General features: G+C 40.2%; 11 protein-coding genes and 1 pseudogene. 4 read left to right on the top strand and 8 right to left on the bottom strand.

All coding sequences use genetic code 11. The annotated features are described in order from the left end of the window. Positions 1–31 precede the first annotated feature (31 nt). From gpsA to P20495_RS08400, 4 genes are read right to left on the bottom strand one after another with little or no spacing between them, the layout of a single operon-like run. Positions 32–1039, bottom strand: a complete 1008-nt coding sequence (gene gpsA, locus P20495_RS08385) for an NAD(P)H-dependent glycerol-3-phosphate dehydrogenase (protein ID WP_007376039.1) — start codon at positions 1037–1039, stop codon at positions 32–34. A gap of 3 nt (positions 1040–1042) precedes the next feature. Then, on the bottom strand, positions 1043–1528 hold the full coding sequence (gene secB / locus P20495_RS08390; protein WP_007376038.1) for a protein-export chaperone SecB: 486 nt from the start codon (positions 1526–1528) through the stop codon (positions 1043–1045). Between the two features lie 34 nt (positions 1529–1562). Continuing rightward, the gene (gene grxC, locus P20495_RS08395; RefSeq protein WP_002957783.1) at positions 1563–1820 is read right to left on the bottom strand and encodes a glutaredoxin 3; all 258 of its coding nucleotides are present in this window, start codon (positions 1818–1820) and stop codon (positions 1563–1565) included. A gap of 31 nt (positions 1821–1851) precedes the next feature. Next, positions 1852–2283: a rhodanese-like domain-containing protein gene (locus P20495_RS08400; RefSeq protein WP_008136789.1), complete on the bottom strand. Its 432-nt coding sequence runs from the start codon at positions 2281–2283 to the stop codon at positions 1852–1854. Positions 2284–2547: 264 nt separating this feature from the next. Between P20495_RS08400 and gpmM the strand changes: the two genes are divergently transcribed. The 4 genes from gpmM (at position 2548) to P20495_RS08420 (ending at position 7358) form a co-directional block, all read left to right on the top strand. Next, positions 2548–4092 (top strand): 2,3-bisphosphoglycerate-independent phosphoglycerate mutase, encoded by a 1545-nt coding sequence (gene gpmM / locus P20495_RS08405; protein ID WP_008136787.1) that lies wholly within the window; start codon positions 2548–2550, stop codon positions 4090–4092. Position 4093: 1 nt separating this feature from the next. Continuing rightward, positions 4094–5233 (top strand): murein hydrolase activator EnvC, encoded by a 1140-nt coding sequence (locus P20495_RS08410; RefSeq protein ID WP_008136785.1) that lies wholly within the window; start codon positions 4094–4096, stop codon positions 5231–5233. 34 nt (positions 5234–5267) lie between these two features. Beyond that, positions 5268–6524, top strand: coding sequence for a S41 family peptidase (locus P20495_RS08415; RefSeq protein ID WP_007376034.1), 1257 nt, complete (start codon positions 5268–5270; stop codon positions 6522–6524). Between the two features lie 66 nt (positions 6525–6590). Beyond that, on the top strand, positions 6591–7358 hold the full coding sequence (locus P20495_RS08420; RefSeq protein ID WP_373462520.1) for a divergent polysaccharide deacetylase family protein: 768 nt from the start codon (positions 6591–6593) through the stop codon (positions 7356–7358). A 480-nt stretch (positions 7359–7838) separates the two neighbouring features. On the opposite strand, the gene rpoH is transcribed toward P20495_RS08420, so the two are convergent. From rpoH to ftsY, 4 genes and pseudogenes are all read right to left on the bottom strand, one after another. Beyond that, positions 7839–8702, bottom strand: coding sequence for an RNA polymerase sigma factor RpoH (gene rpoH / locus P20495_RS08430; RefSeq protein ID WP_007376032.1), 864 nt, complete (start codon positions 8700–8702; stop codon positions 7839–7841). A 334-nt stretch (positions 8703–9036) separates the two neighbouring features. Continuing rightward, entirely contained in the window at positions 9037–10023 is a 987-nt protein-coding gene (gene ftsX, locus P20495_RS08435) for a permease-like cell division protein FtsX (RefSeq protein WP_007376031.1), read from the bottom strand. Then, complete coding sequence (ftsE, locus tag P20495_RS08440) at positions 10020–10697, bottom strand: cell division ATP-binding protein FtsE (RefSeq protein WP_007376030.1); 678 nt, start codon at positions 10695–10697, stop codon at positions 10020–10022. Before ftsE ends, ftsX begins: the two co-directional genes overlap by 4 nt. 85 nt (positions 10698–10782) lie before the next feature. After that, a pseudogene (ftsY, locus tag P20495_RS21620) lies at positions 10783–12060 on the bottom strand (signal recognition particle-docking protein FtsY); the annotation flags it as partial. Positions 12061–12068 lie beyond the last annotated feature (8 nt).

The raw sequence follows: 12068 nt of genomic DNA, 5'->3' as shown, positions 1-12068 counted from the left end.
CCTTTCAGATATTAGCTAAAAGGCTTATTTTTTATTCCGACTTTTGCTCTCGGCCTAATAGCGCCATAGCTGCATCTTTCATGTCTTTATTTTCATAAAGAACTTTATAAATTTGTTCAGTAATTGGCATTTCCACACCAGTGCGCTGCGCTAACAAATACACTTCTTTAGTATTTCTAAAGCCTTCAACAACTTGGCCAATTGACTTAATAGCAGCATCTACACTTTCGCCTTTACCCAGCGCTAAACCAAATCGACGATTACGTGATTGGTTATCTGTACAGGTTAGTATTAAATCACCAAGGCCAGCCATTCCCATAAAGGTTTCTGGCTTTGCGCCAAGAGCACAACCTAGACGAGTAAGTTCGGCAAGTCCTCTCGTTATGAGCGCTGTACGTGCATTTGCACCAAAGCCTACGCCATCCGAAATACCGGCACCAATTGCAATTACATTTTTAACCGCACCACCAAGTTGAATGCCAATAAAGTCATCATTGTTATACACTCGGAATGAGCGACCACAATGAAGTAAATCCGCAAGCTGCTGGGCAAATTCAGGCGACGTAGAAGACACAGAAATAGCCGTAGGTGAACCCATCGCCATTTCTTTTGCAAATGTAGGACCCGAAAGTACCGCAAGTGGAATATCATCTCCCAATTCTTGCAGTGCAACTTCTTGTAACAAGCGTCCAGTATTAGGCTCAAGCCCTTTGGTAGCCCATGCTACTTTCGCGCCTTTTTGTAATGCTGGTTTAATTTGCTGAAGTGTATCGCCAAAAGCATGGCTTGGCACAACAACAAGTACAATAGCGCTGCTAGCAACGGCACGTTGTAAGTTGGCTTCAAGAGTAAGAGTATCTGGAAAAGGGGCATCTGGTAAGTAACGTTGATTTTTCCGCTCAGCTGCAAGCGTGGCAACGTCGTCGCTATTTCTCCCCCAAAGTGTCACGTTGTGACCATTTCGGGCTAAACAAATAGCAAGGGCGGTGCCGTAAGACCCCGCCCCTAATACAGTAACAGCTGTAGTTGCTGTATTCATGAGTTATGCGTCTGCTGTAACCTGGTCAGCAGGCGCAGTACGTTGTTGCATGTACTGTGCAAATAACGCATCAAAATTTACTGGCGCAAGATTAAGCTGTGGGAATGTACCACGGTTAACAAGGTTTGATACAGCTTCACGTGCATATGGAAATAACACGTTAGGGCAAAATGCACCTAGCATATGTGCAAGTTGCACTTCTTCAACATCAGCAATAGTAAAAATACCCGCTTGTTGAATTTCACATAAAAACGCAGTTTCTTCACCAAGCGAAGCAGTTACTGTTAATGCCAAAACAACTTCAAATACACCCTCATCTAACTTATTAGAACGTGTATCTAAATCTAACTTAACTTCTGGCGTCCATTCTTTTTGAAAAATAGCCGGAGAGTTTGGTGTTTCAAACGACACATCTTTAGTGTAAATACGCTGAATAGTAAATTGTGCGCCGGCTTCTGCAGCTGCTACGTTTTGAGTTTCTTCGTTCATTGTTATTCCTAACTTGTTCGTTATTATAATTAAATTAAGCGTTTAGCTTAGCGTCAAGTTTACCTTGCGCTTCAATAGCCATCATGTCGTCGCAGCCACCGATATGTTCATCATTAATAAAAATTTGCGGTACTGTGCTTGCACCACCTGCTTTGGCAATCATTTCATCGCGTAGCTCAGGCTGTACACCAATATCATAATTTGTGTATTCAACGCCTTTGCTGTTTAAAAGCGAAAGAGCACGCTGACAAAATGGACAATACGCCTTGGTGTATAAAACAACATTACTCATAATAAATCCTCTATCGGCCTAGCTAAACTGATTAGCGACCTGTTGTAGTTGGTAAGCTAGCAGATTGCCACGCACCCATGCCACCGGCTAATAAGTAAACTCGTTCAAAACCAGCTTTACTCATAGCGGCTGCAGTACCTTGGGCAGTCATACCTGTAGTACATACAACTATAATGGGTTTAGTCTTGTACTTTTCAAGGCTTGAAAAGTCAGATTTTTTCGCATTCTCTGGGCTTAAGTGCTCAGCACCAGAAATACGCCCTGTATTAAACTCTTTTTGCGCACGTATATCGATTACTTGACCGTCATCACGGTTAATAAGTAACGTAAGCTGTTGAGGATTTATTTGACGAACAGCTGAAAACTTACTTTTTATCCAGCCACTAACAATAAGAAATACAATACCCACCCAAGCAAGGCTTAAAATTGGGTGATTGGTGATAAATTCAATATATTGATCCATTCGACTTCCACTATAAATTACATCCTAAAACGTAGTGTTTTAGATATTTTAGACTTTAGCCACGCAAGTATACCCAAACCAACTTAAAATGCGAGTTTAGACGTTGTTTAAAAGTACATAAAACGCCCCATATATACCTTATCTAAGTGTGTGTTTACGTTTCTCAGCAGAGTGAAAAAAATTAATATGCGGCTTTGCATGCTGACCCTAGTTACAAAACACGGTATGCTAAAGCCAAACAGGTGCTAACTTTCAGGAGTGACTATGACAGAACATAAAAAACCACTGGTATTAATGATTTTAGACGGTTGGGGGTATCGCGAAGATGAGCAAAGTAATGCTATTTTGGCGGCAAACACGCCAGTACTAGACAACTTATGGGCTACACGCCCTCATACATTAATTTCAGCTTCGGGCTTTGATGTTGGTCTTCCTGATGGGCAAATGGGCAACTCTGAAGTTGGCCATGTAAACTTAGGGGCTGGACGAGTAGTTTATCAAGACTTTACTCGTATCACCAAAGCCATTAATGATGGCGAATTTGATTCAACACCTGCACTTGTTGAAAATATAGATAAAGCTGTGAAAGCAGGTAAAGCCGTTCATATTATGGGCCTATTGAGCCCCGGCGGTGTGCACAGCCACGAAGATCATATCGTTGCAAGTATTGAACTTGCTGCTAAACGTGGTGCTAAAGAAGTCTATTTTCACGCCTTTTTAGATGGCCGTGACACACCACCACGTAGCGCTAAAGCGTCTATTGAACGTATTGAAGCATTATTTAGCGAGCTTAAATGCGGTCGTTTGGCTTCATTAATTGGTCGCTACTACGCCATGGACCGAGATAATCGCTGGAATCGTGTAGAGAAAGCCTATAACGTAATGACTCTTGCCGAGGGCGATTTTAATTACGATAACGGCGTAATAGCACTTGAAGCTGCATATGAGCGCGACGAAAACGACGAATTTGTAGCTGCCACCACAATTACCCCTGCAGGCGCGACACCAGCAACAATAAATGATGGTGATACTATTATATTTGCTAATTTTAGAGCAGATAGAGCCCGCGAAATTACACGTGCATTTGTTGAACCTGATTTTGATGGGTTTACTAAAAAAAGAACGCCTGAACTTAGTGCTTTTGTAATGATGACAGAATACGCAGCCGACATTAACGCACCAGTGGCATTTGGTCCTACGCCTTTAGTTAATGTTTTAGGTGAATGGTTTGAAAAAAATGGTAAAACTCAACTACGTATTTCTGAAACCGAAAAGTACGCACACGTTACGTTTTTCTTTAGTGGCGGGCGCGAAAGTGAATTTGAAGGCGAAACACGCGAACTAATTCCTTCGCCGCAAGTAGCAACGTACGATTTACAACCAGAAATGAATTCAGAAATGTTAACCGACAAGCTGGTAGCTGCAATAAAAAGCGGTAAATACGATGCTATTATTTGCAACTACCCTAACGGCGATATGGTTGGTCATTCTGGTGTATTTGAGGCTGCTGTTAAAGCCTGTGAAGCTGTAGATAGCTGCATTGGACGTGTTATTGATGCGCTAGAAGAGTTTGGTGGTGAAGCGTTAATAACAGCTGACCATGGTAATGCTGAGCAAATGGCTGATCTCAAAACAGGCCAAGCACATACCGCCCACACTAGCGAACCGGTGCATTTTATTTATGTTGGTCGCGATGCAGAGCCAATGCAAGGTAAAGCCTTAAGTGATGTAGCCCCAACAATGCTTCACTTAATGGGTATGGAGCAACCAAGAGAAATGACTGGTACGCCTATCATGATGTTGAAATAAAATGAATAAACGTATTAACCGGTTAATTAAGTGCGGCTTAATACTTACTTCGTTAGCGGCTGCACCTGCAGTCGCTAACGAAGACCGCACTAAAAAAGATTTATCCGAAGTACAAAACGCGCTTGAACAAAATCAAGCGCAATATAATGAACAACGAAAAAAAATAGCAAAACTACAAAAAAATCTCAAAAGTCATGAGCTCAACATAGCAAAAAATGCTAAAGCGCTTAATATGGCTGAGCAATCGGTTAAAAAAAACCAACAGCAGCAAAAACTGCAACAACAAAAAGCAGAACAACTTGATCAAAAACACGCCCTATTTCAGCGCATTTTAGCCGCGCAATTAAAAAGTGCCTATATGGCTGGCGGCGATGACTACTCTAAAATGATTTTGAACCAAGAAGACACAGCAAAATTTGAGCGCACTCTCAGTTATTACAATTACTTAAATAAAGCCAGGATAGAGCAAATTGAAGACCTAAAAGCCCTTCAAGAGGAAATAGCTTCTAATCAGATAGAGCTGGCTAAAACAAAACAAAGGTTAATCGCTTTACATGACGAGCAAAAAAGGCGTCAAACTGCTTTGCTTAACGCTCAAAGTGAACGCCAAGCAAATCTTAAAAACTTACAAGCTCAGCTCACAAGTACCAAAAGCTCTATTAATTACCTTAAAGAAAACCAACAAACTTTAATTACAACCATTGAAGAGCTTGAAAAAGAGAAAACGCAAAAGATCGAATTACTCGGCCTAAATAAAAGTAAGGGTAAACTAAATTGGCCGACCAGAGGTAAGTTAGAGCACACCTTTGGCCAGCGTAAGCATGGCGGTATTGATTGGAAAGGCGTGTTAATTGGTGCAAAAGAAGGCGTGAATGTTAATAGCGTGCACAATGGCCAAGTTGTATTTGCCGATTGGCTAAAAGGTTATGGCTGGGTGATCGTTGTTGATCATGGTGAAGGCTTTATGAGTTTATACGGCCATGCACAGACACTCCTCAGAGATGTTGGCGATATGGTTAGAGAAGGTGAAACTTTAGCTTTAGTTGGCCAAAGCGGCGGACAAGCAAGTTCTGGTCTATACTTTGAAATACGCCACAAAGGACGCGCAGTAAATCCTGTAAAATGGTGCAGACGTATTTAATTGAATAAACCGCTGCACCGCTCTGGAGCAGCTGATGAAAAACAAAACCCCAACGACATTCTACGAAAAAAAACAAAACACAGGTTTCATTTTAAGCCTGTGTTTACTTGTCTTTATTTTCTTTATCAATAGCGCCTCTGCCAGCTCAGTAAAACAATTGAAGAGGCAACAAATAGACGAAATTTTATTTAATATTCATGCTTATTATGTTGATGACTTAGAATTACAAAATAGCATGCATATAAAATACAACAATCATCAATTTGAACGCTTATATTCAAAGCTCGATCCTTATTCTAAATACCTCGACGAGCATGAACTCACTGCGTTATTTGACAACACAAACGGTCGTTACACAGGCCTTGGTATTGAAGTTAAAAATATTGACGAGCAAATGACTATTATCGATGTTGTTAATAACTCTCCGGCCAAAAATGCAGGGATTTTACCTAACGATATTATAATTAGTATTAATAACCATACTGTTGCAACACTTACAATTGACCAAGTAGCTGCTTTAATAAGGGACAGTAAGTTTGCAAGCATTCACTTAACAGTGCAACGTAATACAAATAAAACCCATATACCTTTTGATGTTACCCGCACCCAAATAGATTTAGAAAGTGTAACCAGTCAGCTTTTAGATACCGGCACTGGCTATTTAGCTATCAATAGCTTTTCCAATCACACACTACATGAGGTAGCAATACAAGTTGCAGCCATGCAAAATCACTATGGTTACCCACTCAAAGGACTGGTCATCGATTTACGCGACAATCCTGGTGGCACCTTAAAAAGTGCTGTGGCAGTATCAGACCTGTTTTTACAAAGCGGCACTATTGTAACCACTAAGGGGCGTTTTTTTGATGCAAATCAAGCCTTTTACGCCAAGCACGGTGATGTGTTAAAAGGTGCACCAATTGTGGTACTCATAAATGAAAACTCGGCTTCAGCAGCTGAAATTTTAGCGGCTGCTTTAAAAGATAATAATCGTGCAAAGATTGTAGGAAGCCAGTCATTCGGTAAAGGCTCTGTTCAATCTCTCATCCCATTAGGTGACGGTAATACAGCCTTAAAACTGACTACAGCAAAATACTTTACGCCTTCAGGTAAATCAATTGATGGTGTAGGAATAACGCCCGATGTGGCGATTAATCAAACAAACCTTTCACAAAACAATAAAGCCGTTATAATAAAAAACGAACAGACTAAAGGTACTCAGCAATTACTTTCAAGTAATTTGGCTGATTTACAATTAGTTAAAGCAAAACAGTTGCTCAGTATGCAATAACATTCGCTTTATTTAGAGCAACTTACTGAGCTTAATAAGATAATAAAAATTATAAATTTGAAAAATATTAACGCAAGCATTATAACGTGGCTTTTATTAGTCACTTGCTTTGTTTCTTTTGATGTTAAAGCGAAGCAAATAGCAATCGTAATTGACGATATAGGCTACCATCAAAGAGATTTAGAGTTCTTAACCTTACCGGGGCAATTGTCATATTCAATTTTGCCTCACACCCCCTATTCGCAAGCTTTTGCTTCGCTAGCGAGTCAGTCAAATAAAGAGCTATTACTTCATGTGCCCATGCAGGCGCTAAATGGGAAAAAACTAGGCCCCGGCGCGCTTACATTAAGTATGAGTAAAGAGCAGCTCCAGCAAACTCTAGGCACTGCCTTAGCTAGTCTGCCACAAGTTAAGGGCGTTAATAATCATATGGGCTCAGCACTAACACAACAAAGCCAAGCTATGAAATGGACAATGGAAGTGCTTAAAAAACGCCATTTATACTTTTTAGATAGTCGTACCACAGATTTAAGCCAAGCTCAAAATGCGGCAAACTTTTTAGGTGTTGCTAATATTAGCCGCCAAGTATTTTTAGACAACATTATCACCCCCGAGCAATTGCAGTTAAGGTTTGATGAATTAAAACAGCAAGCAACCGATCACAATTTTGCCATTGCTATCGCCCACCCTTATCCTGAAACTATTGATTTTTTACGTGAAGCGTTACCACAGTTAATAGATCAAGGCTTTGAACTTGTGCCGGTTTCGCAGCTGGTTGAGCGTAAATACATTCAGTTGGCGCAGGCTGAGGGCAAAGGGGTTAGTGCTCGATGATATGTACTTTAATAAGGAAATTATATGTATAGCAAACATGAAAAATAACTAATTTTTTTCCTTGCTGATTATTTTCTGAATCATGGTAAAGAAATACAAACAATTAAACTCCATAGCCAAAGCTTTTACTCTGAAGCTTCAATTAACAAGCTACGTAATTTTCATTTAATAAAATTTATTGTTGCTGAAGTTATAGAGATTTCACCTACCATGATTTCTGAAAGAGAAAAATTAAAAGCACCATCCAACTATTTTCAAACTTCAAAAGTATGGTGGTTTAGTAAACCTTGGGCTGTCGCGTTAACTACATTAATTATAATTTTACCAGCCATAAAAACATATATAGATATTCTCAGTTACTTATTTAAAGTAGAGCCGGTTATCAATTTTAGCACTAGGCAGGTGAAAGCTTACGGCCGTAAATAAAAAAGCCCCGCATTTTCATGCAGGGCTTTTTAAATTTTGCTGCTTGAGCTGTGTTTAGCTCATAGCGCTTTGTAACTTTTTCATCGCTGTTTTTTCAAGCTGACGAACACGTTCGGCTGATACACTGTACTTTTGTGCCAGCTCTTGAAGAGTCGCCTTATCATCAGACAACCAACGTGCGCTAACAATATCTTGCGAGCGTTCATCAAGTGTTTTAAGTGCGCTAAATAAACGCGTATGCGCCTGCTCTTTCCACTGTTGTTGTTCAACGTCGTCAGCCAGATCAGCTGCACCATCCGTTAAATATTGTACTGGAGAGTAAGTACTTGTTGGTGCGTTATCATCGTCGTCACCTGTCAAGTCGAAGCCCATGTCTTGGCCGCTCATACGCGATTCCATTTCACGAACTTCCTTTTCACTCACACCTAACTCGCTCGCAACAGTGCTAACTTCTGCTTGGTTAAACCAACCTAAACGCTTTTTATTTTTGCGAAGATTAAAAAACAATTTACGTTGTGCTTTAGTTGTCGCAACTTTAACTATGCGCCAATTTTTAAGCACAAACTCATGAATTTCTGCTTTAATCCAATGAACTGCAAACGATACTAAACGAACTCCCACTGTAGGGTCGAAACGCTTTACCGCTTTCATCAGGCCTATATTGCCCTCTTGGATTAAGTCTGCTTGTGGTAAACCATAGCCCGAGTAGCTTTTAGCAATATGTGCTACAAAGCGTAAATGCGACATAATGAGTTGCTTGGCAGCACTAAGATCGCCTTCTTCCTGAAGCCTTTTAGCAAGCTCTTGTTCTTGTTCAACCTTAAGCATAGGAATAGTGCTTACCGCTTGAAGGTAACCGTCCATGCTTGCGCTTTGTTGTCCGACTGTAAGTGCCATTGCGTATAAATCTTTACTCATTTTTCACCTCGGTGATAAACATTTGAAACCATCTTAGCACTCTTTAACCAAGAGTGCTAACCCCAATTTAAAACTTTTTTTAATCATAAATCAAGAGGTTTTTTTGCGTTATTTAAGTCTACTATAAGCGGCTGAATAAGTGATGAATTAAAGGGATGCAAGAGGTTCACCTCATCGCAGCACCTCATTTATAACTTATTACCTTGAGGAGAATAGTACACAAACATGACAGTTTTAATAAAGGAGGTACTACCCAACCCGATAGCATACGCATACCGAGCAGGGTTAGTTCACTTATATGGTACATAAGCATCGAACGACTAATAGATTCGAATTATACTTTGTCGGGTTCTATTTCTTTAATGTATCGATTTACAGAAAGATACGAACCAATAAAGCCCAAGCTTGTTGCAAGTAAAACTAACAGGCCAAACTCTTTTAATGTTAAACCAATTAACGAAAAACTTGTTTGGTAAACACCCGCTACACTACTAACAGCAGAAGATAGCCACCACATCATTAAAGCAACCGATATGAAGGCAAATAGCCCACCGATAACACCATACCAAATACCCGTCCATAAAAATGGTGCATGAATAAATGTATTAGTAGCCCCAACTAATTTCATTACTTGTATTTCTTCTTTTTTATCCATAATAGATAAACGAATAGTATTACCAATAATAAGCGTGACTGAAGTAAGTAACAGTAGCGTGATCGTTATTACACTCTCTTTTAACAAACTCAACAATGCATTTAAACGCTCTAACCATGCTATATCGAGCTTACCAAAATCAACCTCACGCTCAGCTTCCAGCTTAGTTAAAAGAGCTCTAGCTGCATTAGGCTGACGATCACGCTTAGTTGGCGTGACCAACACAACATCAGGAAGTGGGTTACTATCTAAGTACTCTAATGCTTGCCCAAACCCCGAGACACTTTTAAACTCTGTAAGTGCTTGCTGCTTTGAAATAAATGCCACGCTCTCAACTTCGGGATACAGTGCTAAACGTTTCACCAAAGTTTGTGTTTGTTGCTCGCTCATCGTCTCTTTTACAAACAAAGATATTTCGCTTGCTTCTTCAAACCCGCTACTGACTTGTTGAACATTTTTAACCACTAAATAAAGTGTTGCTGGTAGCGTTAAACTCAAACCTAGTACAGCAATTGTCATCATCGAAGCTAAAGGCGTACGCCACATTTCACCAAGGCTGTGTATTCCTTGACGAAAAATATTAATAATAAAAAAATAACCGCCAGCTAATATAGATTTTTTTTGCTTTTCGTTTTTATTTTGGCGCCCCTTAAATAGTAAGCTCATAAAACCTCCTGCGCTAAGGGGTCTTGAAGCATTCGCCCGTCTTTTAAAGTTAAGCTTCTATATCTCATACGCGCAACCAAGCCCAAATCATGAGTAGCAATAAGCACGGTTGTACCGTGTTTATTAAAATCTTCAAATAATCGTAAAATTTCCATCGAAAGTTCAGGGTCAAGGTTACCTGTAGGCTCATCGGCCAATAAAATTGGTGGTGAGTTAACTATCGCGCGAGCAATACCTACGCGCTGTTGTTCGCCGCCAGAAAGCATAGACGGGTGGCACTTCACTTTATCAATTAAGCCCACTTTATCGAGCGCCCCATGAACCCGCTTTGCAATTTGATTATGATGAGTACCCTCAATAATTAATGGCAATGCCACATTATCAAATACAGTATGGCGCTCTAATAAGCGATGATTCTGAAAAATAATACCAATGTCACGACGGGCATAGGGAATTTGACGCGAGTTAACCTTATTTAAATCAACACCGTTGATAAACACGTTACCCGCAGATGGGCGCTCCATTAAGCTAATTAACTTTAATAACGTACTTTTACCTGCACCACTGTGACCAGTTAAAAATGCAAGTTCGCCCGGCTTAATATGAAAATTAACTTTTTCAAGGGCCCGATGCCCTCCTGGGTAGGTTTTACTTACTTGCTGAAAATTTATCATTTTTTATTATGCCAACCTCATCATAAACACGAATGCAATTGGTATTCCTCGCAATTAAAAAGGGAGCAAGCTCCCTCTTAGTAAATTAAACGTCGTCCTCATCTTGGCTAAATAACGCATCAATAAAGTCATCACTCTTAAAAGTACGTAAATCATCGATACTTTCGCCAACACCAATATAACGAATTGGAATATTAAACTTATCAGCCACCGCAAAAATAACACCACCTTTTGCAGTTCCATCAAGTTTTGAAAGGGTAATACCAGTTAAGCCTACACACTGATTAAACAAATTCACTTGGCTAATCGCATTTTGCCCTGTGCCTGCGTCAATCGTTAACATCACTTCATGCGGCGCATCAGGGTCAATTTTTTTCATTACACGCGCTATTTTTTCAAGCTCTTGCATTAAATTATCTTTATTTTGCAAGCGCCCAGCTGTATCGGCGATTAATACATCCACTTTACGAGCTTTCGCGGCTTGAAATGCGTCAAAAACAACTGAAGCACTATCAGCGCCGGTGTGTTGTGCAATAACAGGAATACTATTGCGCTCACCCCATACTTGAAGTTGCTCAACAGCAGCCGCTCTAAACGTATCACCAGCAGCCAACATAACCGACTTACCTTCGTTTTGAAATTGCTTAGCCAGTTTACCAATAGTCGTGGTTTTACCTACACCATTCACACCCACCATCAGTATTACAAATGGTTTTTTATCAGTTGGTATCACTAAAGGCTGCTCTGCAGTTTTAAGCATAGTGGCCATTTCTTGTTTCATTAGCTCGTAAAGTGCATCGCCATCTTTTAACTGTTTACGATTAGCCCCATCTGTTAATCGATCGATTAACTTCATGGTTGTATCAACGCCCAAATCGGCAGTTAATAGCTGGGTTTCCAGCTCTTCAAATAAATCGTCATCAATTTTTTTGCCGCTAAATATAGACGCAAATCCAGATCCAATATTAACGCGAGTTTTTAATAAGCCTTTTTTAAGGCGAGAAAAAAACCTTCTTTTTGGGTTTATCTTCCTTCTCCGCTTTAAGTTTTTCAGCCTCAATACTCGCTTGCTCTAAACGCTCACTTTCAACTTTTTCAGCCGCAACACTCTCTTGTTCTAGACGTTCAGCTTCAGCTTTTTCAGCTGCAACACGTGCTTGCTCTAGACGATCGCTTTCAACTTTTTCAGCTGCAACACGCGCCAGCTCTAAACGCTCGGTTTCAACTTTTTCAGCTGCAACACGCGCTTGTTCTAGACGATCGCTTTCAGCTTGTTCAGCTGCAACACGCGCTTGCTCTAAACGATCGCTTTCAGCTTTTCAGCCTCAATACGTGCTTGCTCTAAACGCTCGGTTTCAGCTTTTCAGCCTC

This window comes from Pseudoalteromonas sp. BSi20495 (assembly GCF_000241185.1).
In the GTDB taxonomy this organism is placed as follows: domain Bacteria; phylum Pseudomonadota; class Gammaproteobacteria; order Enterobacterales; family Alteromonadaceae; genus Pseudoalteromonas; species Pseudoalteromonas fuliginea.
This window is presented reverse-complemented; position numbering and strand designations above follow the sequence as displayed.

What these genes read in the sequence shown, in the direction of transcription:
- grxC (WP_002957783.1), bottom strand. Translation starts at nt 1,820, where the DNA reads ATGAGTAATGTTGTTTTATACACCAAGGCGTATTGTCCATTTTGTCAG.
- P20495_RS08400 (WP_008136789.1), bottom strand. Translation starts at nt 2,283, where the DNA reads ATGGATCAATATATTGAATTTATCACCAATCACCCAATTTTAAGCCTT.
- ftsX (WP_007376031.1), bottom strand. Translation starts at nt 10,023, where the DNA reads ATGAGCTTACTATTTAAGGGGCGCCAAAATAAAAACGAAAAGCAAAAA.
- ftsE (WP_007376030.1), bottom strand. Translation starts at nt 10,697, where the DNA reads ATGATAAATTTTCAGCAAGTAAGTAAAACCTACCCAGGAGGGCATCGG.
- rpoH (WP_007376032.1), bottom strand. Translation starts at nt 8,702, where the DNA reads ATGAGTAAAGATTTATACGCAATGGCACTTACAGTCGGACAACAAAGC.
- gpmM (WP_008136787.1), top strand. Translation starts at nt 2,548, where the DNA reads ATGACAGAACATAAAAAACCACTGGTATTAATGATTTTAGACGGTTGG.
- P20495_RS08415 (WP_007376034.1), top strand. Translation starts at nt 5,268, where the DNA reads ATGAAAAACAAAACCCCAACGACATTCTACGAAAAAAAACAAAACACA.
- P20495_RS08410 (WP_008136785.1), top strand. Translation starts at nt 4,094, where the DNA reads ATGAATAAACGTATTAACCGGTTAATTAAGTGCGGCTTAATACTTACT.
- gpsA (WP_007376039.1), bottom strand. Translation starts at nt 1,039, where the DNA reads ATGAATACAGCAACTACAGCTGTTACTGTATTAGGGGCGGGGTCTTAC.
- secB (WP_007376038.1), bottom strand. Translation starts at nt 1,528, where the DNA reads ATGAACGAAGAAACTCAAAACGTAGCAGCTGCAGAAGCCGGCGCACAA.